The 24,575-nt window shown below is 34.2% G+C and carries 23 protein-coding genes; 20 read left to right on the top strand and 3 right to left on the bottom strand.

The features are described from left to right. The first annotated feature begins 394 nt into the window (after nt 1-394). Nucleotides 395-1,084, top strand: a complete 690-nt coding sequence (locus tag J2X17_RS02350) for an NUDIX hydrolase (protein WP_310294295.1) — start codon at nt 395-397, stop codon at nt 1,082-1,084. Between the two features lie 245 nt (nt 1,085-1,329). On the opposite strand, the gene fsa is transcribed toward J2X17_RS02350, so the two are convergent. Both fsa and J2X17_RS02360 read right to left on the bottom strand, forming a co-directional pair. After that, complete coding sequence (gene fsa, locus J2X17_RS02355) at nt 1,330-1,986, bottom strand: fructose-6-phosphate aldolase (RefSeq protein WP_310294297.1); 657 nt, start codon at nt 1,984-1,986, stop codon at nt 1,330-1,332. Nucleotides 1,987-2,238: 252 nt separating this feature from the next. Next, on the bottom strand, nt 2,239-3,237 hold the full coding sequence (locus J2X17_RS02360) for a GntR family transcriptional regulator (RefSeq protein WP_310294299.1): 999 nt from the start codon (nt 3,235-3,237) through the stop codon (nt 2,239-2,241). 101 nt (nt 3,238-3,338) lie between these two features. Here J2X17_RS02360 and J2X17_RS02365 point away from each other — a divergent pair, with 101 nt between their 5' ends. The 5 genes from J2X17_RS02365 (at nt 3,339) to J2X17_RS02385 (ending at nt 11,010) form a co-directional block, all read left to right on the top strand. Beyond that, nucleotides 3,339-4,394, top strand: coding sequence for an aldose epimerase family protein (locus J2X17_RS02365; RefSeq protein ID WP_310294302.1), 1,056 nt, complete (start codon nt 3,339-3,341; stop codon nt 4,392-4,394). Nucleotides 4,395-4,490: 96 nt separating this feature from the next. Next, nucleotides 4,491-6,833, top strand: coding sequence for a glycoside hydrolase family 2 protein (locus tag J2X17_RS02370; RefSeq protein WP_310294305.1), 2,343 nt, complete (start codon nt 4,491-4,493; stop codon nt 6,831-6,833). Then, a complete protein-coding gene (galK, locus tag J2X17_RS02375) occupies nt 6,833-7,993 on the top strand; it encodes a galactokinase (protein ID WP_310294307.1) in 1,161 nt (386 codons plus the stop codon). Before J2X17_RS02370 ends, galK begins: the two co-directional genes overlap by 1 nt. A gap of 18 nt (nt 7,994-8,011) precedes the next feature. After that, complete coding sequence (locus J2X17_RS02380) at nt 8,012-9,091, top strand: UDP-glucose--hexose-1-phosphate uridylyltransferase (RefSeq protein WP_310294308.1); 1,080 nt, start codon at nt 8,012-8,014, stop codon at nt 9,089-9,091. Nucleotides 9,092-9,324: 233 nt separating this feature from the next. Beyond that, nucleotides 9,325-11,010: a sodium/sugar symporter gene (locus tag J2X17_RS02385; RefSeq protein WP_310294310.1), complete on the top strand. Its 1,686-nt coding sequence runs from the start codon at nt 9,325-9,327 to the stop codon at nt 11,008-11,010. A gap of 330 nt (nt 11,011-11,340) precedes the next feature. On the opposite strand, the gene J2X17_RS02390 is transcribed toward J2X17_RS02385, so the two are convergent. Then, nucleotides 11,341-12,600, bottom strand: coding sequence for an NAD(P)/FAD-dependent oxidoreductase (locus tag J2X17_RS02390; protein ID WP_310294313.1), 1,260 nt, complete (start codon nt 12,598-12,600; stop codon nt 11,341-11,343). Nucleotides 12,601-12,701: 101 nt separating this feature from the next. Between J2X17_RS02390 and flxA the strand changes: the two genes are divergently transcribed. The 14 genes from flxA to J2X17_RS02460 all read left to right on the top strand — a co-directional run bounded on the left by flxA (nt 12,702) and on the right by J2X17_RS02460 (nt 24,570). Then, complete coding sequence (gene flxA / locus J2X17_RS02395; RefSeq protein WP_310294315.1) at nt 12,702-14,222, top strand: flexirubin biosynthesis tyrosine ammonia-lyase FlxA; 1,521 nt, start codon at nt 12,702-12,704, stop codon at nt 14,220-14,222. A 3-nt stretch (nt 14,223-14,225) separates the two neighbouring features. Then, on the top strand, nt 14,226-14,957 hold the full coding sequence (gene flxB / locus J2X17_RS02400; protein ID WP_310294317.1) for a flexirubin biosynthesis SDR family reductase FlxB: 732 nt from the start codon (nt 14,226-14,228) through the stop codon (nt 14,955-14,957). Between the two features lie 189 nt (nt 14,958-15,146). Continuing rightward, the gene (locus J2X17_RS02405; RefSeq protein WP_310294319.1) at nt 15,147-16,382 is read left to right on the top strand and encodes a beta-ketoacyl-[acyl-carrier-protein] synthase family protein; all 1,236 of its coding nucleotides are present in this window, start codon (nt 15,147-15,149) and stop codon (nt 16,380-16,382) included. Then, the gene (locus J2X17_RS02410; protein WP_310294321.1) at nt 16,375-16,629 is read left to right on the top strand and encodes an acyl carrier protein; all 255 of its coding nucleotides are present in this window, start codon (nt 16,375-16,377) and stop codon (nt 16,627-16,629) included. The genes J2X17_RS02405 and J2X17_RS02410 overlap by 8 nt, the downstream gene beginning before the upstream one ends. Next, complete coding sequence (locus J2X17_RS02415) at nt 16,629-17,510, top strand: LpxL/LpxP family acyltransferase (protein ID WP_310294323.1); 882 nt, start codon at nt 16,629-16,631, stop codon at nt 17,508-17,510. The genes J2X17_RS02410 and J2X17_RS02415 overlap by 1 nt, the downstream gene beginning before the upstream one ends. Nucleotides 17,511-17,701: 191 nt before the next feature. Beyond that, nucleotides 17,702-18,604: an NADPH-dependent FMN reductase family protein gene (locus J2X17_RS02420; protein ID WP_310294325.1), complete on the top strand. Its 903-nt coding sequence runs from the start codon at nt 17,702-17,704 to the stop codon at nt 18,602-18,604. Between the two features lie 16 nt (nt 18,605-18,620). Further along, nucleotides 18,621-19,754, top strand: a complete 1,134-nt coding sequence (gene darB / locus J2X17_RS02425) for a dialkylresorcinol biosynthesis protein DarB (RefSeq protein ID WP_310294327.1) — start codon at nt 18,621-18,623, stop codon at nt 19,752-19,754. Then, the gene (locus tag J2X17_RS02430; RefSeq protein WP_310294329.1) at nt 19,754-20,185 is read left to right on the top strand and encodes a hotdog family protein; all 432 of its coding nucleotides are present in this window, start codon (nt 19,754-19,756) and stop codon (nt 20,183-20,185) included. The genes darB and J2X17_RS02430 overlap by 1 nt, the downstream gene beginning before the upstream one ends. 7 nt (nt 20,186-20,192) lie before the next feature. Further along, a complete protein-coding gene (locus J2X17_RS02435; RefSeq protein ID WP_310294331.1) occupies nt 20,193-20,657 on the top strand; it encodes a hotdog family protein in 465 nt (154 codons plus the stop codon). 22 nt (nt 20,658-20,679) lie between these two features. Further along, nucleotides 20,680-21,084 (top strand): flexirubin biosynthesis protein DarG, encoded by a 405-nt coding sequence (DarG, locus tag J2X17_RS02440; RefSeq protein WP_310294333.1) that lies wholly within the window; start codon nt 20,680-20,682, stop codon nt 21,082-21,084. Next, nucleotides 21,084-22,082, top strand: a complete 999-nt coding sequence (gene darH / locus J2X17_RS02445) for a BtrH-related acyltransferase DarH (RefSeq protein WP_310294336.1) — start codon at nt 21,084-21,086, stop codon at nt 22,080-22,082. The genes DarG and darH overlap by 1 nt, the downstream gene beginning before the upstream one ends. A 67-nt stretch (nt 22,083-22,149) precedes the next feature. Then, the gene (gene darT / locus J2X17_RS02450) at nt 22,150-22,770 is read left to right on the top strand and encodes a type II toxin-antitoxin system toxin DNA ADP-ribosyl transferase DarT (protein WP_310294337.1); all 621 of its coding nucleotides are present in this window, start codon (nt 22,150-22,152) and stop codon (nt 22,768-22,770) included. A gap of 3 nt (nt 22,771-22,773) precedes the next feature. Then, nucleotides 22,774-23,808: a type II toxin-antitoxin system antitoxin DNA ADP-ribosyl glycohydrolase DarG gene (gene darG / locus J2X17_RS02455; protein ID WP_310294340.1), complete on the top strand. Its 1,035-nt coding sequence runs from the start codon at nt 22,774-22,776 to the stop codon at nt 23,806-23,808. Nucleotides 23,809-23,871: 63 nt separating this feature from the next. Continuing rightward, nucleotides 23,872-24,570: an ABC transporter ATP-binding protein gene (locus J2X17_RS02460; protein ID WP_409025235.1), complete on the top strand. Its 699-nt coding sequence runs from the start codon at nt 23,872-23,874 to the stop codon at nt 24,568-24,570. Nucleotides 24,571-24,575: the final 5 nt, after the last annotated feature.

A 24,575-nucleotide genomic window follows, 5' to 3' on the forward strand; every position in this document is an offset into this window, starting at 1 on the left:
TTTTCAAAAAAAAGACCTTTTTTGAATGTTATTTGTGTAAAATTTACACTTTTTGCAAAAAAGCAACTTTTTAAGCAAAAAAAGAGGTCTGAAAAAATTTCGAAAACGATGTAATTTGGAATCAACTCACGCGAGAAAAAATATTATTTTTGTAAAAAAAATCCTGTTTTGGACTTTCTTTCTTTGATTGAAATTAGCTTCTTTTTTTCAAAAATCAACTCATTTTAATTCCGAAAACGTTTGAAAATCTAAAATGTATGTTAAATTTGATGTTGGAGAACTAATTCCTTTAACTTTCATTTCAATCCAATTATTCGGTTTAAGTGTTCAAACTACATTAATAAATTATGAAACGTATTAGGAAGTTTATATATTTACCAATAAAATATTTAATATGCTAAACAGTTATAGCTCTGCCGATAAAGTTCTCTTAGCAGTAGATTGTATCATTTTTGGATTTGACCATGAGGGATTAAAAATACTTTTAATTAAAAGGGATTTTGAGCCTGAAAAAGGAAAATGGTCTCTAATTGGAGGGTTTTTAAAACGCGATGAAATACTGGATAACGCCGCAATCAGAATATTGCACACCTACACCGGGCTAAACGATATTTACATGGAGCAGTTATATGCCTATAGCGAAATTGATCGTGACCCAGTCGAAAGAACCATATCAGTATCCTATTATGCTTTAATTAATATTGAAAACCACAATACGGAATTGATCAAAAACTATCATGCACAGTGGTTTAGCATCACCGACGCTCCGAACTTAATTTTTGACCACAACCAAATGGTACAGCACGCCATTAAAAGATTACGTTACAGAACTTCGATAAAACCAATTGGTTTTGAATTACTGCCTGAAAAATTCACCATGCGCCAATTATTAGAATTATACGAAGCAATTTTGAGTAAAGAACTAGACAAACGAAACTTCATCAGTAAAATTAATTCATTAGAAATTCTGAATAAATTAGATGAAAAAGACATGCAGTCGTCCCGTAAAGGATCTTACCTCTACACATTCAACAAAGAAAAATACGAAGAAAAATTACTTAACGATTTTGTTCTGAATTTATAAAAATTTTTAGCCACAGATTAAAGGATTAACACCGATTTTTAAAAATCATTTTAATCCTGTAATCTGTGGCTATTTTTTCTTTTAAAATAAAAAACCCTGAAAACTTCACACTTTCAGGGTTTTTACTTCAATAAAACTACTATTAAAAACTAAACAAATTTTCTTTTTGAAAAAAAATAATCCCCCGCAGATTTGGCAGATCGAGCACATTTACTTTAGTTTAGAATCTGCGAGAAAAAAAAATCTTAGCTATTTCCTTTTTGATAATCTGCAAGGAAAGTAGCCAGTCCAATATCCGTTAATGGATGTTTCAGTAAACCTTCAATTGCGCTTAAAGGCCCTGTAATAACATCAGATCCTGTTTTTGCACAATTAATAATATGCATTACATTTCGAACTGAAGCCGCCAAAATTTGCGTTTCAAAACCATAATTGTCATAAATCAATCTGATTTCTTCGATCAAATTCATTCCGTCCGTCGAAACATCATCAAGACGACCAATAAAAGGCGAAACATAAGTCGCTCCGGCTTTTGCAGCCAATAACGCCTGACCTGAAGAAAACACCAACGTACAATTCGTCTTAATTCCTTTGTTTGCAAAATATCTAATTGCTTTTACACCATCTTTTATCATCGGAATTTTTACAACAATCTGCGGATGCAAGGCAGCTAATTTCTCTCCTTCGGCAATCATGCCTTCAAAATCTGTCGAAATTACCTCAGCACTTACATCTCCATCTACTAAATCACAGATTTTTATATAATGATCCAGGATATTTTGCGCTCCCGTAATTCCTTCTTTTGCCATTAATGACGGGTTTGTGGTTACGCCATCTAAAACTCCTAAATCATTGGCTTCTTTAATATCTTTTAAATTTGCTGTATCTATAAAAAATTTCATATTTCTCTTTTTTTGATATTTTAATAATTTGATTCTGTCGACTTTTTTTACTTCAAATGAAATGATTTTGCAATTCTGAAGTAAAGCAAAAAATAATAAGTGTAAAAATTACATTTGCAAATGTAGATAAAATAATTTCACATAAACAAGAAAAATTTCTTATTTTTTTAATTAATAATTTGTCGATTTATTAAACAAAAATAGATTTGATTGTGATATGACTAATATCGAAAGAAAAACAGTTTTAAACTTCTACAAAGAATTTCGCATAATAAGAGACGATTTGTTTTCGATTTTTTCGTTTCTTCCTTTGATGACCATCTCGGCCAAAATTTTTCCCATCATTTCAAAATGAGTTGAAATTGTTGTAATTCCGCTTGCCACAACTTTTTTCAGCGGCGTTTCATTGTAGGATATAATTCCGAAATCTGATCCCAATTTCAGGTTTTGATTGCTCGCATTTTCTATTACACGAACCAAGTCACGGTCGTTCGGAATAATATATAGATCACCAAGCGTAATTTCACGATCACCGAATTCCGTAATAATTTCAGACTCAAAATGATATTCGGAACAAAAAGCTTCAAAACCTAATTTCATTCCGAGCGGCTCTCTGAATCCAGGGAAAATTAAAATTAGTTTTTGGTATTTGCTTAATCGGGCTTTCCCTTTAACCAATCCTTCAAAAATATCTTTTTTATGATTTTGATAAATCGCCGGATACGATTTTAAGTCCGGATTGGTCTGGTCCAAGATAATTACATCGTTTACTGGTAGGGTTTTTATCAAATTGACTATATCGTTTAAGTCGGTCGGCATGATAATGTATTTCGTGTAATTTCCGTTGCTGTCATTTATCAGTTTTTGAAAAACCTGAACATTAAAATGGTGAAAGAAAATATCTACCTGAACATTTTTTCCAATGTTATTTAAAAATGAATTATAAATATCTTCCTTAAAAATATTCAACTCGTCAAAAAGTAAAAATATCTTCTGTTTTATTGCAATTTCAACGCTTTTCACGTAATAGCCTTTTCCGGGAATAGCGTAAATAATTCCTCTTTTTTTGAGTTCATCGTATCCTAACAAAACCGTATCGCGTGATAATGAAAACGCCAAACAAACTTTATTTACTGACGGAAGACGGTCTCCTTTTACCAGTTTTCCTTCTTCGATTGCTTTTTCTATTGAAAGAATTATCTGCTTATATTTTGGTAAACCGAGATTGTTCTGAATTGAAATGATATTCATAAAAATAGAATTTTGATGCAATATACAAAAAACTGGTAGGTACTGGTATGCAAACCTCAATAATGTTTTTACTTTTGAATTTCACATTTTGTAAAAATATTATGGAAATAAAACATATATCTCATTTTCAAGACCAGTCTAATTATAAATTGTTTGGTTTAATGCCTGACAACGAAGAAATTCACTCTTTTGAACTGACCAATAAAAACGGAATGAAAGTTCAGTTTATCAATTATGGCGCAACGGTAACTTCCTTACAAATTCCGCTTGTTTCAGGAAAACTAGTCGATGTTGTTTTAGGTTTTGATACTTTAGAATCTTACTTGTCATCTTATAATTTACCAAGTGCTCCTTATTTTGGAACTACTGTTGGGCGTTATGCAGGAAGAATCAGCAAAGGAAAATTTACCTTAAATGATGAAACTTTTCAGCTAGTGGGCAATAATAATGGCAATACTTTGCATGGCGGAAATATTGGTTTTGGAAGAAGAGTATGGAATGTAACTGACATCACAAACGGAGAAAATCCATCAATAACTTTTGGACTTTTAAGCGAAGACGGAGATGAAAATTTCCCGGGAGAAATGCACGTTTACCTGACGTATACTTTAACTGAGGCAAACGAATTAAAATTAGATTACAAGGCGACAACGACAAAAGACACGGTTATTAATTTGACACATCACAGTTATTTTAACCTTGACGGACATGACGCTTCAGTATTAAATCAGCAAATGTTTATCGATGCTTCTAAAATGGTAGAAACGGATGCTGATAATATTCCGACCGGAAAATTTACGGATCTTTCTAATCATGATTTTGATTTTAGAACGGTTAAAAATTGTCCTTTTCCAATTGATAATTCTTTTGTAATTGATTCTAACGATAAAGTTGCCGCGCAATTATTCAGTGAGAAAAATAACTTAAAAATGAGTGTTTACACAGATCAGCCGAGCGTTCATATCTATGTGGGAGGAAATTGTTTTGATATTCTGAAAGGAAAAGAAAATGCAGTTTACCATCCAAACAGCGGAATTTGTTTTGAAACTCAAAATTTTCCGGATGCTCCAAATCAGGCGCATTTCCCGAATTCAGTTTTGAAAAAAGACGAAGAATATAATCAGACGACTGTTTACAAATTTGAAAAATTAAAGTAAATTATAATATTAAGTAATAATGAAAATTTTACCATTAAGAAATTAAGAAAGTTAAGCTTAATGAAACTTAATCTCTTAATGGTTAAAAAGATAAAAATGAAATTAATTTTTAAAAATATATTCTTCTTATTCCTTATCACTTTTTCTTTTGGAAAAGCACAGGCACAATCGCGTACGAAAGTAAATTTTGGTGCTGATTGGGAATTTAAAAGAGAAGAAACCTCAACATCAGATTGGAAAAAAGTAACAATTCCGCACACAGCACGACTTGAAAAATTAGTTGTCATCAAACAGTTTCAGGGAACTTCTTGGTATCAGAAGAAATTCAGTATTACAGCATCAAAAGACCAAAAAACCTTTATTTATTTTGAAGGTGTAATGCAGGAAGCTGATGTTTGGATCAACGATAAAAAAATCACCAATCATAAAGGTGGTTATTTGCCCTTTACGGTTGATGTGACACCTTATTTAAATGCAAATAACGAAAACACCATTAAAGTAAAAGTCAACAATGAAGACAATCCGGATTTCTTGCCGGGGAAACCTTTGAAGGATTTAGACTTTAATTATTACGGCGGAATTTACAGAAATGTTTATTTGCTTACCACTTCAAAACTTCATATAACCGATGCTGTTAATGCGAACAAAGTAGCAAGTGGCGGAATTTATGCAAACTTCAGCAACATCAACAAAAATGAAGCTTTAGGAACTGTTCAGGTTCATGTTAAAAATGAATTTGAAAGTGATAAAACTGCTTCCCTGAAATTTATTCTGACGGATAATAAAGGCAAAAAAACCGAATTTAAATCGGAGAATTTTACGGTAAAAGCGAATGCTGATTTTGCTTTAACGCAGAAAATTTCGATAAAAAATCCAAAATTATGGTCAATTTATAATCCGAATTTATATCGTTTAGAAGTTCAGATTATTTCTGATAAAAAAGCGATTGATTCTTATTCAGAAAAAATCGGAATCAGAAAATCAGAATTAAGAGCGGACGGTTATTATTTGAATGACGAAAAAATTTACCTCAACGGAACCAACGAGCATCAGGAATATCCTTATTTGGGTTATGCACTTTCAGACGAAGCGCAATATCGTGATGCCGTAAAAATTAAAAATGCCGGTTTTGATTTTGTGCGTATGTCACATTATCCGCATGCAGAAGCTTTCTTAAATGCTTGCGACGAACTTGGAATTTTAGTGATGAACAGCTTAACGGGCTGGCAGTTTTTTGGAGGTGAAACCTTCCAGAAAAATGCATATCAGGACATTCGCGATATGGCAAGAAGAGACCGAAATCATCCGAGTATTATTTTTTGGGAAGCTTCGCTAAACGAAACTAACATGAGCAAAGAGTTCATGAAAGAAGCGACAAAAACGCTTAAAGAAGAATTACCTTTTGAACATAATTATACAGCAAGCTGGATCGATAACGAAAATTATGATTTGTTTATTCCGGCACGTCAACATGGAAAAGCACCGGATTACTGGACAAAGTACAACAAAGGAAATCGTAAAATTTTCATCGCAGAATATGGTGACTGGGAATATTATGCTCAAAACGCGGGTTTCAACCAAACGGAATTTGCGAACTTAAAAGAGGAAGAAAGAACGTCCCGCCAGTTAAGAAGCGCAGGAGAAAAAAGGCTTTTACAACAAGCTTACAATTTTCAGGAAGCTTCTAACTCAAACCGAAAAGGAGCATCAACAATTGGAGAGGCAAATTGGGTAATGTTCGATTATAATCGTGGTTACAGCCCGGATTTAGAGAGTTCAGGAATCAGTGATATTTTCAGAATTCCGAAATTTGCTAACTATTTTTATCAAAGCCAGCGCGATGCGAATGTAGTTTTGGATAAAAAATTATTCTCTGGACCAATGGTTACTATTGCGAATTTCTGGACTCCGGAATCGCCATTAAATGTTACCGTTTACAGCAATTGTGACGAAGTAGCTTTATACTTAAATGATGTTTTGGTTTCGAAAGAAAAACCATTAATCAATACTAACAGTGATAAGCTGGAACATGCTCCGTTTATTTTCAAAATGGCGGCATTCAAAGCCGGAACTTTACGTGCAGAAGGATTTATCAACGGAAAAAAAGTGGCTTCAAACAGTGTCAAAACTCCTGAAACAGCTTCGAAAATTGAATTGAGTTATGATCTTTCATCAAAACAAATCAATCCTGATTTTCCGGATATGGTTTTCGTTTATGCTAAAATCACAGACGCAAATGGAACGGTTATTCCAACGGCGACAAACGAAGTAACTTTCGCTTTAAGCGGAGGGAATGCTGAAATTATCGGAGAAAATCCTGTAAAAGCCGAAGCCGGAATTGCGACTATTATTCTGAAAACAAAAAATTTAAAAAGCAAAATAATACTAAAAGCGACATCAGATAAATTACAAGACAACACTATTACAATTACAAAATAATGAATGACATTTTAATAAAAGACACCACGGCATTTTTTGAGAAATCTTTCGGATCAGCTCCCCAGAAAATTGTACTTTCTCCAGGAAGAATCAACATCATTGGAGAACATATCGATTACAACGACGGTTACGTTTTACCGGCTGCAATTGACAAAGTAATTTGTTTTGCTTTCGAAAAAAGCAACAGCAAAAAATCTAAAGTAATCGCCATTGATTTAAATGAAGAATTTGAAATTGATTTGACTGATAAGGTTGAATTAAGCGATGTTGTCTGGACAAATTATATTCGTGGCGTTATCAAACAGCTTCAGGACAACGGATTTTCTTTTGAAGGTTTCAACTGTGTTTTCAGCAGTAATATTCCGGTTGGTTCTGGTTTGTCGTCTTCGGCAGCCTTGGAATGCGGAATGCTTTTCGGAATTAAGGAACTATTCGATTTGAAAATTGAGAAGGTTGATGTTGCTTTGATGGGACAAAAAGCGGAACATTGGGTTGGTATCAACTGCGGAATCATGGACCAGTTTTCGAGCGTTCACGGACTTGAAAATAAAGTAATCAAATTGGATTGCAATACTTTGGATTTTGAATATCACGATGCTGATTTCAAAGATTATTCGTTGATTTTATTTGATAGTAACGTAAAACATTCACTGTTTACATCTGAATATAACAATAGAAGAATAGAGTGCGAACAAGGTTTGGCAATCATAAAAAATCATTTTCCTGAAGTTAAAAGTTTCAGAGACTGTTCTGAAGAACAACTTTTAAGCATTCAGGATCAATTTACTCCTGTTGTTTTTAAAAGAGTACATTTTGTAGTGAAAGAAATTAACCGTGTTATAAAAGCCTGTGTAGCTTTAGACAACGGAAATATAGAACTTTTAGGACAATTGCTTTTTGAAACACATTATGGTTTATCACAAGAATATGAAGTAAGCTGTGAAGAATTAGATATGCTGGTAGACACTGCAAAAGCTGATGATGCCATTATTGGTTCGCGTGTAATGGGAGGTGGTTTTGGTGGCTGCACTATAAATTTGGTTAAAAAAGGAAATGAAAATGAGGTTAAACGTAAATTTTCAAAACTTTATTTAGATACATTTGGAATTGAATTAAAATTCTATGATGTAAAAATCTCAAACGGAACCACACTACTTTAATACCAGACAATTATTACAATGAAAAATTTTGACATTAACGAAGATCCACACAGACGTTTCAATCCTTTAATTAACGAATGGGTATTAGTTTCACCGCACCGTGCAAAACGCCCGTGGCAGGGACAAAATGAAACTGTTGCCACCGAAGCGTTACCAAAATATGATTCAACTTGTTATTTATGCCCGGGCAATGTTCGCGCCAACGGAGCAAATAATCCTAAATACGAAAGCAGTTTTGTTTTTGAAAATGATTTTGCTGCCATGAAACAGGAAGAAATTATTTTTGAAGAAGATATTAAACACACGTTTTTTAAAGCAAAACCGGAACAGGGAATTTCAAGAGTGGTTTGCTTTTCGCCACGACACGATCTTACATTACCGGAAATGGATCTTGGCGGAATTGAAAATATTATAAGAACCTGGCAAAAAGAATACACTGATTTAGGAAGTATCAAATACATCAATCACGTTCAGATTTTTGAAAATAAAGGAAGTGTAATGGGATGCAGTAATCCGCATCCGCATGGACAAATCTGGGCACAATCATCACTGCCAACTCAGGTTGAAAAAACACACAATAGTCTGAAATCATACTTCGATAAAAATAAAAGAACACTTCTTGAAGATTATCTTCAGGCCGAATTAAAATCGGGACATCGCATCGTTATCGAAAATGATCATTTTGTGGCTTTAGTTCCGTTTTGGGCAATCTGGCCTTACGAAACGATGATTTTGAGCAAAAGAGCGATTTCAAAAATCACTGATTTTACAGCTGATGAAGTCAGTTCTTATGCTGTGATTTTAAAAGAACTTACTACGAAATACGATAATTTATTCAGCACTTCGTTTCCATATTCTTCAGGAATTCATCAGGCACCAACTGATGGCTTCGATCATCCGGAATGGCATTTTCACATGCATTTTTATCCGCCTTTGCTTCGATCTGCAACGGTTAAAAAATTCATGGTTGGCTATGAAATGCTTGGCGAATCGCAACGTGACATCACACCTGAAAAAAGCGCCGAAATTTTAAGACAGCAATCAGTTGTGCATTACAAAAGCAAAGAAACTATCAGCGATAAAGTGGCATCAAAATAAAAAAACGATTAAAATTTAACATTACAAGCCGTTTATAAATGTAAAAAACACATTTGTGCGTAGTGTTAATATCAATTTTTATTATACTTTTGGCTTTCGTTCTTATTTTGACAAAAAAATAACATAAATAAAACACATATCGTATTTTTAGTCAGACAAAACAATCAAAAAGCTGATTTTTAAATTTAAAAAACAAACAATCACCTATAATTAATTTTAAAATACTACTAACAATGAACCAGAACCTCGCTTTCGCAGATTATGCGGTTTTTATCATCTATTTTATCGTGGTCTCGGCCTACGGTTACTCCGTTTACAGTAAGCGTAAAAAAGACGAGCACGATGCAAAAGCTTACTTTTTAGCTGAAGGAAATTTAACTTGGTGGGCTATTGGAGCTTCATTGATTGCCTCAAATATTTCAGCAGAACAATTTATTGGAATGAGCGGTGAAGGTTTCTTTTTAGGAATTGCCGTTGCTGCATACGAGTGGCTTGCTGCTGTTGCTTTAATTATTGTAGCCGTTTGGTTTATTCCTGTATATCTTAAAAACAAGATTTACACGATGCCTCAATTCTTAAAAACACGTTACAACGAATCTACTGCATTGATTATGGCAGTTTTCTGGTTGTTTTTATATGTTTTTGTAAACTTAACTTCAATCTTATATTTAGGAGCTGTCGCTATTAATGGTCTTGCTGGTGGAGAATATCTTCACGTAATCATGGTGGGCTTGGCCGTTTTTGCTTTAATTATCTCTCTTGGAGGTATGAAAGTTGTTGCTTATACTGACGTTATTCAGGTTGCTGTTTTAATAATCGGTGGTCTTGTAACTTCTTATATTGCATTAACTACTGTAGGTCAATATTTTGGAGTGGGTGAAAATGCCATTGCTGGTTTCAAAGTATTAATGAAAGAAGCTCCTGAGCATTTCAAAATGATTATCCCAAGACCAACGGCTACTTCATCTCAGCTTGAAATCGATAAATATTTAACTTTCCCGGGTTTGATGTCTTATGTTGCCGGTATCTGGATCATCAACTTAAACTACTGGGGATGTAACCAATATATCACTCAAAGAGCTTTAGGTGCTGACTTGCAAACGGCTCGTACAGGTATTTTATTTGCCGGTATGTTAAAATTATTAATGCCTTTAATCGTAATGTTACCTGGTATTGCTGCTTTTGTTTTATACCAAAACGGACATTTACCACAATTAGTTGGAGGAAAAGATGGCGCTTATTCTGCTGTGTTGACATTCTTGCCAACAGGTTTAAAAGGACTTTCTGTAGCTGCATTGACTGCTGCAATCGTAGCTTCATTAGCTGGAAAAGTAAACAGTATTTCTACTATTTATACTTTAGATATTCATAAAAAATACATCCAAAAAGAAGCTGGTGAAAAACAACAGGTAAATATTGGTAGAATTGCCGTCTTTGCTGCAATGCTTCTAGCTGTTTTATTTACTTGGAATGATGTTTTAGGAATTGGCGGAGTGGGTGGATTCACTTACATCCAAAAATATACAGGTTTCATTAGCCCTGGAGTTTTCGCAATGTTCTTCCTTGGTATGTTTTGGAAAAGAACAACTGGATCTGCTGCAATCGTGGGTGTAATTTTAGGTTTTGTATTATCCGTATTATTCAACGAATATGCGCCAATGTTATTCGGAAACGAAACATTGTTATACACTGCTTATCCTAACGGAAAAGGTGCTTTCGAAATTCCTTTCCACATTTGTATGGGATTATCATTCTTCTTTACAATGTTAGCGATGATCGGAATCAGTTTCGCTGGTCCTAAAGTGAATCCAAAAGCGTTTGAAATTGACTCTGAAATGTTCAAAGTAAAACCACAAACTACAGTTTTAATCGTAATTACATTATTAGTTATTGTAGCTTTATATGTAAAATTCTGGTAGTATAATTTTTTACTATATTATTTTTTGAAGAAAAAAAGAGGATGCCATTTGGTATCCTCTTTTTGTATTTTAAAACTAAAAGTTGTCACGTTTTTATTATTGACTAGCCTCCTGCTTTAGCTGGAGGAATTTAATAAGTGGCATAATATGGCTTTAGCCAAATCATGTGTTTTTGGCTAAAGCCATTCAAACTGATTTATATAAACTCTCCAGCTAAAGCTGGAGTCTATTCAAAAAAGGTGAAGCTCTTTACAAGAAGTTTGTTCAATACAGTATTCAAGAAATGCTCCTTAACTTAATAATATTGCACTAACGCCAGCATTCTTAAATTTAAAAACCTTGATTTTCTTTTTCTTCTTTTTGCATATTCAGTAGATAGGCCATATTCTGAATCACATGATCGTGTTTTTTTACAAAAGGGTTTTCTTCATTCCAAACATATCCAGCTAATACCGAACAAATTTTCTCTTTCACATCCAGATTTTCAGGTTGATGAAAAAACAAAGTCTGAAGGTTTCCGGTGTACCATTCTTTCACGTAAGTGGTAAAAACCGCAATTCCTTTTTTCATGTAAGCTGTAAATTCAGTTTCCCAATCAACTTCAATTCCCTGCGATTCTTTGATATATAATTTTGCGGCCAACATTCCTGATTCCGTAGCAAAAGCAACTCCCGACGAAAAAACCGGATCTAAAAATTCAGAACTGTTTCCCGTCAACGCAAAACCGTCGCCGTACATTCTTTTTACCGCTCTCGAATAATTTTCCAGTTTCACCGGTTCAAACAAAAACTCGGTTCCTTTAAATCTTTTAATATAATAATCCGATTGCTGAATCGCATTTCGCAAAGCCTCGGCATTGTCTTTATTTTCGGATAATGAATTGATAAAATCAGTCGGGCCGACAACACCTAAACTTGTATTTCCATTCGAAAACGGAATTACCCACAGCCAAACTTCGGTTTCCAGAATATCAAATGAAATTTGAGTTCCTTCTTCGCCTTCTGGTCGGTTAATATCTTTTACGTGTGTGAATATCGAAGAATGCGGATCTAATTTTGAAGGCGTATCCAAATCCAAAAGTCTTGGCAAAACACGCCCGTATCCGCTGGAATCAATGATAAATTTCGCGTGAATTTCTTTTAAATTTCCAGCTGCATCTTTTACAATGGTTTTCGAATTTTTTCCTTCAAAAGAAACCTCCAAAACCTCTGTTTCAAATTCTAAGTCAATTCCTTTTCTAATAACCTCCTGCGCCATCGTGTTGTCAAAATCAGCGCGCGGTACTTGCCACGTCCAATCCCAGCCTTCACCAAATTTCTGACTGAAGTCAAAAACACAGATTTCTTCTCCTCTGATAAAACGAGCGCCGAGCTTTTTTTCAAAATTCATCGCATCGAGACATTCAAAAAGTTCAGCTTCGGCAAAATGATCCATCACTCGCGGAATAAGGCTTTCGCCGACCACCAGTCTGGGGAATTTTGCTTTTTCCACCACTTTTATCTTGATATTATTTTTATGAAGATATGATGCCGAAACGCATCCTGAAGGTCCTGCACCAATCACTAAAACATCAACAAACTCCTTTGTCATATTAAAAATGTTATTGATTATTAACTTACATTTGCCTTCATCAAAATAACTACATTTATTTTGATAAATAAAATTAAATTAGCACAATCAAAACCGATTTAATGAATACAATTAATGAATATTTAAGTTTAGCCGAATTCGAATCCATCATTTTTGGAAATAATAAAGTTGCTATCAGTGATGTCGTTCTAAATCGGGTTAACGAAAGCTTTAACTTTCTGAAAGAATTTTCAGGAAATAAAATCATATATGGTGTAAATACTGGTTTTGGACCGATGGCTCAATATAGAATTAAAGAGTCAGACCAAATTCAGCTGCAATATAATTTAATCAGAAGCCACTCATCAGGAACCGGAAAACCATTAAGTCCGGTTTGTGCAAAAGCAGCTATTTTAGCTCGACTAAACACGCTTTCATTAGGAAATTCAGGAGTTCATCCTTCTGTTATCCACTTGATGGCTGAATTAATTAATCGTGATATTACGCCTCTAATTTTTGAACATGGCGGTGTTGGAGCGAGCGGCGATTTAGTACAATTATCACACTTGGCTTTGGTCTTAATTGGAGAAGGCGAAGTTTTTTATAAAGGCGAAAGAAGACCCACTCCGGAGGTTTTCGAAATTGAAGGTTTAAAACCCATTCAGGTAGAAATTAGAGAAGGTCTGGCTTTGATTAACGGAACTTCGGTTATGACTGGAATTGGCGTTGTCAATGTGCATCATGCCAACAAATTATTAGACTGGTCTTTAAAATGTTCTTGCGCCATCAACGAATTGGTTCAGGCATATGACGATCATTTCTCTGCAGAATTAAACCAAACCAAACGTCATAAAGGACAGCAGGAAGTAGCGGAAAGAATGCGAAAAAATCTTTCTGACAGTACCTTAATCCGTAAAAGAGAAGACCATTTATATTCTGGAGAAAACACCGAAGAAATCTTCAAGGAAAAAGTTCAGGAATATTATTCTTTAAGATGTGTGCCTCAAATTTTAGGTCCGGTTTTAGAAACGATCAACAATGTTGCTTCTATTTTGGAAGACGAATTTAACTCGGCAAACGACAACCCGATTATCGACGTAAAAAACAAACATGTTTATCACGGAGGTAATTTTCACGGCGATTATATTTCGCTTGAAATGGACAAACTAAAAATCGTAATTACCAAATTAACAATGCTGGCAGAACGTCAATTGAATTATTTACTGAATTCAAAAATCAACGAAATTCTTCCTCCATTTGTCAATTTAGGAACATTAGGATTTAATTTCGGAATGCAGGGTGTACAGTTCACAGCAACCTCAACAACTGCCGAAAGCCAGATGTTATCCAACCCAATGTACGTTCACAGTATCCCGAACAACAATGACAATCAGGATATTGTAAGCATGGGAACAAATGCAGCGGTGATTACCTCAAAAGTAATCGAAAATGCTTTTGAAGTTTTAAGCATCGAAATGATCACGATTGTTCAGGCGATTGATTATTTAAATCAAAAAAATAAAATTTCATCAGTTACCAAAAAATGGTACGATGATGTTCGAAATATAATTCCGGAATTTAAGGAAGATCAGGTAATGTATCCGTTTGTGCAACAAGTAAAAGATTATCTGATAAACAGTTAAATTATGAAATGTGTATTAGTAACAGGCGGTTCAAGAGGAATTGGAAGTGCTATTTGTAAAAAATTAGCCGTTGAATCCGATTATCATATTCTGATTAATTATCATTCGAATAAAACAGCTGCCGAAGCAACACTTTTGGAAGTACAAAAATTAGGAGCAACCGGAGAAATTTTAGGTTTTGATGTTTCTAATTTTGAAGAAGTTCAAAATGTTTTAACAAAATGGCAGGAATCCAATCCAGAAGCTCTTGTTGAAGCCATTGTAAATAACGCCGGAATTACAAAAGACGGCCTTTTTATGTGGATGACTCCCGAAGACTGGAACGGCGTTGTGAATACAAGTTTAAACGGATTTTTTAATGTGACGCAATTTTTCATTCAAAAAATGCTTCGCAATAAATATGGCCGAATTGTTAATATGGTTTCGGTTTCAGGTGTAAAAGGAACGGCTGGACAAACCAATTATTCGGCTGCAAAAGGCGCGATTGTTGCCGCTACAAAAGCATTGGCACAAGAAGTTGCGAAACGAAATATTACGGTAAACGCTGTGGCCCCGGGTTTTATAAGAACCGACATGACGAGCCAGTTAGACGAAAAAGAACTGCTAAAACTTATTCCAGTGAATCGTTTTGGCGAAGCCGAAGAAGTAGCAGATTTAGTGAGTTTTTTGATTTCGAAGAAAGCCAGTTATATTACCGGGGAAATTATCAACATAAACGGAGGAATATATTCTTAAAAAAGATTTTAAACACATAGAAACATAGATTTTATGTGCAAAAAGAATACAAAAAAAGAAATATATTTCTTTCACATAGCCAGCTATGTTTTTTCAAGGAAGTGAAACGCCTTTTTGAGTTTACAAAAGCTATGTTTCTATGTGTTAAAAACATTTAAACTTAAGGACTAAAAATTACTTTAAAACACCATGAATAAGAGAGTTGTAATTACTGGAATGGGAATTTATTCTTGTATCGGAACTTCTTTAGATGAAGTAAAGGAATCTTTATACAACGGAAAATCTGGTATTCAGTTTGATGCTGACAGAAAAGAATTTGGTTTTCAATCGGCTTTAACGGGCGTGGTTCCAAAAGCAGATTTGAAAAATTTACTGACCCGAAGACAGCGTATGAGCATTGGTGAAGAAACCGAATATGCTTATATGGCTACTATTGAAGCATTGAAAAATGCTAACATTGACGATGCTTTTTTTGAGGAACGAGAAGTGGGAATCATGTACGGAAACGACAGCGTTTCTAAAGCTATTATTGATGCCACAGACATTGTCCGCGAGAAAAAAGATACGGCATTAATAGGTTCCGGAGCGATTTTCAAATCGATGAATTCGACGGTAACCATGAATCTTTCTACCATTTTTAAACTTCGAGGCATTAATCTAACGGTAAGTGCGGCCTGCGCGAGCGGTTCACATGCTATCGGATTGGCTTATTTTTTAATAAAAAGCGGTTTTCAGGATATAATTATTACAGGTGGAGCTCAGGAAATCAACAAATATGCGATGAGCAGTTTTGATGGTTTGGGCGTTTTTTCAAACAGAGAAAATGAGCCTGAAAAAGCTTCAAGACCTTTTGATGCTGATCGCGATGGATTAATTCCGTCAGGCGGAGGAGCCACTTTAATTCTTGAAAGCTACGAATCGGCAATTGCCAGAGGCGCTAACATTATTGCCGAAGTTGTAGGGTACGGATTCTCATCAAACGGTGGACATATTTCGACCCCAAATGTCGAAGGACCCTCGATAGCCATGCAACGCGCACTTGACGATGCTCAGTTAAAAGCTACAGATATCGAATATATTAATGCGCATGCCACTTCAACTCCTGTTGGAGACGGAAATGAAGCTAAAGCAATTTTTGAAGTTTTTGGAGAAAAAAATCCATATGTAAGCTCCACAAAATCAATGACTGGCCACGAATGTTGGATGGCCGGAGCAAGCGAAGTGATCTATTCTATCATCATGATGCAAAATGATTTCATTGCGCCAAACATCAATTTAGAAAATCCTGATGAAGATGCTTCTAAATTAAATTTGGTCAAAACTACTTTAAACAAAAAATTTGACATATTTTTGTCCAATTCTTTCGGTTTCGGAGGAACCAACTCTGCGTTGGTGGTTAAAAAGTTTAAATTAAACAATGAATAAAGAAGAGATTATAACAAGAATTAATGGTTTTTTGGTTGATGAATTTGAAGTAGATAATGATGAAATTGAACCAGATGCTAATTTAAAAGATACACTTGGGTTAGACAGTTTAGATTATGTTGATTTAGTAGTTTCAATTGAATCTAATTTTGGTGTAAAACTGGTTGAAGCTGATTTTGTTGGAATCGCGACTTTTCAAAACTTCTATGACCTTATCGAAACCAAATTAAAAGCTAAAACTGCTTAATGAGTCAATGGGATGGCAAATCAAAAGGAACAGTTTTAGGCTATAGAATATTCGTTTTTTTGATACAAAAAGCGGGTGTCAAGGCTGCTTATGTCGTACTTTATTTTGTCGCTTCTTATTACTTTCTGTTTCTAAAAAAAAGCAATCGCGCTATTTTTTATTACTTTAAAGAAAGACTTAATTTTTCCTATATCAAATCCAAAAAAATGGTTTTCAAAAGTTACTATACTTTTGGACAGACTATTATTGATAAAATTTCGATTTCTGCAGGAATGCGAAACAAATTCACTTACGAATTTGACGGCGTTGAAATATTGAAAAAACTTTTGGCCGAGAAAAAAGGCGGCGTTTTAATTAGCGCGCACGTTGGAAATTTTGAAATCGCCGAACATTTTTTCGGTGAAATCGATCTTGATTTTCAAATCAATTTGGTCACTACTGACTTAGAACATTCGGCCATAAAAAATTATCTGGAGAGTGTTTCACAAAAACCGACTATAAAATTCATCATTATCAAAGACGATTTGACTCATATTTTTGAGATCAATGCGGCGCTGGCAAATAATGAATTAGTCTGCTTTACCGGAGACCGCTATTTTGAAGGCGTCAAATTTCTTTCTGCAGAAATTCTGGGCAAAGAAGCCAACTTTCCGGCTGGTCCGTTTTTAATTGCTTCAAGATTGAAAGTTCCGGTTGTGTTTGTTTATGTAATGAAAGAACCTAATCTACATTACCACTTATACGCCAGAGAAGCAACCGTTAAACATCGGGATGAAAAAGGGTTATTACAAGAATATGTAAAAAGTGTCGAAAGTATTCTGAAAAAATATCCCTTGCAATGGTTCAATTATTTCGATTTCTGGAATGATTTGAAATTCTAAAAAATTCGCCACGAATTCACGAATTTATTTTTTTAATAGCTATGAGAATTTGAGCCTCTTTTTTTATAAAAATTCGTGAATTCGTGGCGAAAAACTTTTTCAACATTCCACTATAAAACGAATTAATAAACAAGAAAATTCGTTTAAATAAATTTACTTATTTTTGTTTTCAACCAAAGCCTTCAAACCAAATGAAAAATGTGCTCGTTATTTTTTATTCTCAATCCGGGCAACTAGAATCGATTGCACGAAATATTTCAAAACCCTTTTTAAACGCTGAGGATATAAAGGTAACTTTTCACGAAATTGAATTAGAAAAACCATTTCCTTTTCCTTGGAATAAAACTACTTTTTTTGATGCTTTCCCAGAATCTTTTCTACAAATTCCGACAGCCTTGAAACCGGTTTCTGAAGAAATCCTAAACACAAAATACGATCTTGTGCTGCTGCATTATCAGGTTTGGTATTTGTCGCCTTCGATCCCGATGAACTCTTTTCTAAAAAGTGATGCTGCAAAAACCATTCTGAATAATACGCCTGTCATTACAATAAATGGTTCCCGAAACATGTGGATTATGGCGCAGGAAAAAGTCAAAGTTTTATTGCGTGATGTAAATGCAGAATTGGTTGGAAATGTCGCTTTAGTTGATCGTGTTGGAAATTTAATCAGTGTGATTACGATTGTACACTGGATGTTTTCCGGAGTGAAGAAAAGATATTTAGGTTTTTTTCCGTTGCCGGGAGTTTCTGACGAGGATATTAAGGAATCAGATAAATTTGGAAAAATCATGCTTTCGGAATTCAATCAGAATAAATTAGATGAATTACAACCGAAATTAGCCAAAATCGGTGCTGTAAAAATCAGCTCGTATTTGGTTACCGTCGATAAAACAGCGAATAAAATTTTTAATAAATGGTCTAACTTCATTCATAAAAATCAAAAAAATAGAAAAACACTTCTTAAAATATTTTATGTTTATTTATTCTTAGCTATATGGCTAATCTCGCCAATAGTCTATATATTGCATATTATTACTTATCCATTTAAGTTTAAAAAAATAAAAAAAGAAACTCAATATTATCAGGGAGTTTAGAAGAGGAAATTAAATTATGTTTGACGTATATATTACCAAAGCCGCAAAATATTTGCCAAATGAAGCTGTTTCAAATGATGAAATGGAAAACTATTTGGGACTTATAAACGATACTGCCTCAAAAGCAAGACGCATTATTTTACGTAATAATAAAATTACAAGCCGATATTACGCTGTTGACAAAGAAGGTAAAAGTACACACAGTAATGCCGAATTAACCCGAAATGCTGTCGTACAATTATTTGATGCAAAGTTTTCAGACCAGGATGTAGAAGTACTTTCCTGCGGAACTTCATCACCTGATCTTTTTGCGCCTTCACACGCCGCAATGGTTCACGGTTTGCTGAAAAATAAATCGGTAGAATTGAATTCTTCAACTGGAATCTGCTGTTCCGGAATGAATGCCCTGAAATATGGTTTTCTTTCGGTAAGATCCGGGAATTCTCAAAATGCCATTTGTACAGGTTCTGAAAAAGTTTCAACCTGGCTTTCGGCTCAAAAATACAATCACGAAATCATCAATTTAAAAAATCTGGAAGAACAGCCTATTATTGCTTTCAAAAAAGATTTTTTACGTTGGATGTTATCTGACGGAGCCGGTGCTTTTTTATTGGAAAATAAACCAAGCGGAGACATTTCATTAAAAATCGAATGGATGGAATCGTATTCTTATGCATACGAATTAGAAGCCTGCATGTACGCTGGGGGTGATAAACTAGAAAATGGCGATATCAAACCATGGAGCGATTACAAACCTGATGAATGGTTAAACGAATCGGTTTTTGCTGTAAAACAGGATGTAAAATTACTCGATCAATTTATTTTGCCAAAAGGTGTTGAAAGCATGAGCGATGCCATGGCAAAGCATAATGTTACAGCTGAAGAAGTTGATTATTTTTTACCACATGTTTCTTCTCACTTTTTTGTCGAAGGATTAAAAAATGGTTTAAACGAAAAAGGAATTGTAATTGCCGACGAAAAATGGTTTATGAACCTTTTAAGAGTTGGAAATGTCGGATCGGCCTCAATTTATATTGCCCTTGAAGAATTAATGTACTCCGGAAAATTAAAAAAAGGAGATCGTATTTTATTGTCGGTTCCTGAAAGCGGCAGATTCTCATTTGCATACGCGTATTTAACTGTTCACTGATGGAAACAACTATTGTTTTAGAAAAAGAAGCTGTTGAAAACCTGTTGCCGCAAAAGTTCCCTTTTGTAATGGTCGATCGCATGTTTGCTTATTCTGAAACATCATTAATTTCTGGACTGAACATCAAAAAAGACAATATTTTCGTTGACCAAAATATTTTTTTAGAAGCCGGATTAATCGAACACATGGCGCAATCTGTGGCTTTGCACACGAGTTATCAGTTTTTTTTGAAAAACGAAACAGCACCAACTGGTTATATTGGTTCTCTTAAAGATATTGAAATAAAAAAATTGCCTGAAATTACCGATACGATTCAATCAACGATAACAATTTTACAGGAATTTGCCGGCATTACTATGGTAAATATTGTAACTACTTTGAATGATGAAGAGATTGCTAAAGGGCAAATGAAAACAGTTTTGGCTAAATAATATGATAATGAAAACTGAAGTTGACATCCAAAATTATTTACCTCATCGGGCTCCGATGCTTATGGTTGATTTGATTTTAGACATCGATGCCAATTTCGTAGAAACCATATTTTTGATTAAAGAAGACAATGTTTTCGTTGACAACAAAACTTTCATAGAAGCCGGATTAATCGAAAACACCGCACAAACCTGTTCTGCAATTGTTGGAAAAAAGTATTTTTTTGAGGAAGATGGTACAGAAAATGAAAATGTCAACGTTATAGGTTTTATAAGCGCCATTAAAAATTTAAAAATACATTCGCTTCCAAAAGTGGGTCACACGATTATTACCAAAGCAAATTTAGTGTCAAAATTTGTTGGCGAAGATTATACTTTATGCACGATGAGCTGTGAAAGCGCACTCGGAGACAAAATACTTTTAGAAGGTGAAATCAATTTGTTTATTCAAAAAATAATTTCCGCAACAACATAATTCTAATCGAAATTTAACCGTCATGGAAAAAGAAAATGTACCTCAGCACGATGGAAATTTAAGCAAAAAGAACCTCAAAGAACTCGTTTATGCTACCGATGAAAACGGCAATTATACCACCGCTTTAAGTACGGGCTGGGAACCAAAAGCAATTGCACTTTCGAACGCGATCGACGATATAAAGGAACGTGCCGAAGAAGCAAAACTAAAAGTTCAGATTGGTGAAGTGAGTCCGATTTGTTATTATATGGAACTCAATAAAATGGATCTTACGATTCTTGCAGGTTATGTTGACATGTGGAAATGGCGTGTAAAAAGACATTTTAAACCAACTATTTTCGCTAAACTAAACGACAAGACTTTACAAAAATATGCCGACGCTTTTGACATTTCAATAGCCGAATTAAAAAACTTTAAAACAGATTAATGCAAGTTACATTTACACACCATCAATCTGCTCATTGTGAAAATGGAGTAGCGTCAAATTTGCTAAAAAACAGCGGACTGAACATCAGCGAACCGATGGTTTTCGGAATTGGTTCCGGACTTTTGTTCGTGTATTTGCCTTTTATAAAAGTAAATCATGCGCCGGCCATCAGTTACAGAACTTTGCCTGGACAAATTTTTAATAAAGTTGCAAGCCGTCTAAATCTTAAAATAAAAAGACAAAAATTTTCTTCTGTTTCAAATGCCGCTCAGGCTTTAGACGAAAATTTAAAAAATAATATTCCAACCGGATTGCAAGTTGGCGTTTACAACCTTACTTATTTTCCGGATGAATACCGTTTTCATTTCAACGCACACAATTTAGTCGTTTACGGAAAAACCGAAACCGATTATTTAATCAGCGATCCTGTGATGGAAACCGTTACAACTTTAACCCATGATGAATTAGATAAAGTACGTTTTGCCAAAGGGGCGTTTGCGCCAAGAGGACAAATGTATTATCCAATTCAGGTTCCGAGTGAAGTTGATTTTAAAAGTGCCATCATCAAAGGAATCAAAGATACGTGCCGCACTATGTTGGCGCCAATGCCAATTGTCGGTGTTCGCGGAATTAAATTTGTTTCGCGCCGAATCAGAAAATGGCCTGCAAAACACGGTGTCAGAAAAGCCAATCATTACCTGGCGCAAATGGTGCGCATGCAGGAAGAAATTGGAACCGGAGGCGGTGGTTTCCGTTTTATTTATGCCGCATTTTTACAAGAAGCTTCAGTTATTCTTGGGAATGAAGAATTGAAAAATCTTTCGAAAGAAATGACCAAAATTGGAGATTCCTGGAGAGATTTTGCCGTAGAAGCTTCCCGAATTTACAAAAACAGAAGCGCTAAAGAAGACGCTTACAACGCCATCGCCAATGAGCTTTTGGACATTGCGAATCGCGAAGAAATCTTTTTCAAAAAACTAAAAAAAGCGATCAGCTAAAAGTTTAGTATATTTAGTTTCATTTTTAAAATCCAGAAATTAAATAACAAAAAACTACATTTGTACAATGTCTGATTTGAGCAAAATTTATTTATATAGAATGACTCATATTGAGAATATCTCACATATTCTTGAATATGGAATTACACATATCCGTTCTCAAAATGCAAATTTAGATTATGTTGCTATTGGTGATAGTACTTTAATAAGTACTCGTAACGAGTTTTTATTAGAAAACGGCAACAAACTTGGAGATTACATTCCTTTTTATTTTTGCATCCTCACACCAATGTTATATGTAATTCAAAAGGGATACAATGTAAAGAAGATTAATCCTGAAGACATTGTATATTGTGTTTCATCAGTTCAAAAAATTATAGACTCCAATATTGGTTATATCTTTACGGATGGACATGCGATTGAAACTATAAGTACTCAATTTAATTCTGAAAACATAGAAGATATTGAAAATCTGGTTGACCTTAAAATTTCTAAAGATCCTAATTTTAAGGATCTTAATGATTTAGATAAGAAAAGGAGAAAACAAGCCGAGTTTTTAGTTGATAATGACATTCCAACTAATGCGATATTAGGATTTGTAGTTTTTAATGAAAATGCAAAGAATAAATTACTCGGTTTAGGAATTGAAGAACGAAAAATAAAAGTCATTAACCGTTACTATTTTTAAAACATGATACAATATAAAAACGATAATTTATTAGAAAGCGAAGCAGAAGCTTTAGTAAATACAGTAAATACCGTAGGTATTATGGGTAAAGGAATTGCATTGCAATTTAAAAATCAATATCCTAACAACTATAAATTGTATAAACAAGCATGCAAACTAAATGAAGTTAAAGTAGGGAAAATGTTTGTTACTGAAGAATCTTCATTATTAGGAGGAAAGAAAATAATTATTAATTTCCCAACCAAAACAGACTGGAGAAAACCTTCTGAATATGAATATATTGAGTTAGGTTTAAGGGATTTAGTTGAAATTATTAAAGAAAAAAAAATAAAGTCCGTTGCCATTCCACCTCTTGGTGCAGGTAATGGTGGATTAGATTGGAATAGGGTAAAAAATTTAATGGAGCAATATTTAAAAGATATCGATTCTACAATATTTATCTATCAACCAAATTCAACAGTTTTGGAGGTATTAAAAAAGGAAAGAGTAAAATTAACACCCGCAAGAGCAATGCTTTTGTCTGTTTTATTTGATCTAGTAAAAAATGGCGAATTTGTTTCTGAATTCACATCTGAAAAAATTGCATATTTTTTACAAAGATTTGGAGCCAAAGAAGAATTCAAATTAGAATTTCAACCAAATTTTTATGGCCCTTATTCTGGAAAAGTAAAACATGTTTTATACTATTTGAATGGCAGTTATATTTCGGGATATAGTTCAAAAGATAAGAAACCATTTGATGAATTGGAAATAATGTTGGATGCAGAAAAAGATGTAAATGAGTATTTGGAAAACAATGACAATAAAAAATATAATGATATTGTAAAAAATACAAAAGCTTTTTTATCTGGTTTTTATGCTGATTTTGGCTTAGAATTACTCTCTACAATTGATTTTATAATGATGGACAAAAATACTAAATCTATAAATGAAATTGTTTCCTATCTGGAAAAATGGAGTGATCGAAAAAAGACAATGTTTACCAATCCTAAATTCATTACTATAGCCATGCAAAATATTGAAAAACATCTTGCTTAGCCATAAATGAATATTCCCATTATAAAAATAGAATCCCTATCAAAAAAGTACAAAGACGCAGAAATGTTTTCTTTGAACGACGTTTCGCTGGACATAAATGAAGGTCAGATTTTTGGTTTACTTGGACCGAACGGCGCCGGAAAAACCACTTTAATTTCGATGCTCTGCGGATTGATCAAACCAACTTCAGGGCATTTTACGATTAATGATCTGGATTATTCGCATCATTCTTCCAAAATCAAAAAAATAATTGGTGTTGTTCCACAGGAATATGCGCTTTATCCAACCTTAACGGCGCGCGAAAACCTGCATTATTTTGGAAGTATGTACGGTTTGAAAGGTTCCGATTTAAAAGATAAAGTAATCGAAGCTTTAGATCTTTTGGGACTTTTAAAATTCGCCGATAAACGCATTGAAACCTTTTCGGGCGGAATGAAACGAAGAGTCAATTTGATTGCGGGAATTCTGCACAATCCGAAGGTTTTATTTTTAGATGAACCAACGGTTGGTGTTGATGTGCAATCTAAAAATGCCATTTTGGATTATCTAAAAGTATTAAACCAAAACGGAACTACGATTATTTATACCTCGCATCATTTGGCGGAAGCCGAAGATTTCTGCGACACGATTGCCATTTTAGACCGCGGCCAAATTTATGCCCAAGGCACGCCTTCAAATTTGATTGCGTCTGTTGAAGAAGCCAGAAATCTCGAAGAAGTTTTTATTTCATTAACCGGTAAAGACTTTAGAGATGCTATATAAAATTT

The sequence above is a fragment of the Flavobacterium aquidurense genome, from assembly GCF_031458035.1.
In the GTDB taxonomy this organism is placed as follows: Bacteria; Bacteroidota; Bacteroidia; order Flavobacteriales; family Flavobacteriaceae; genus Flavobacterium; species Flavobacterium aquidurense_C.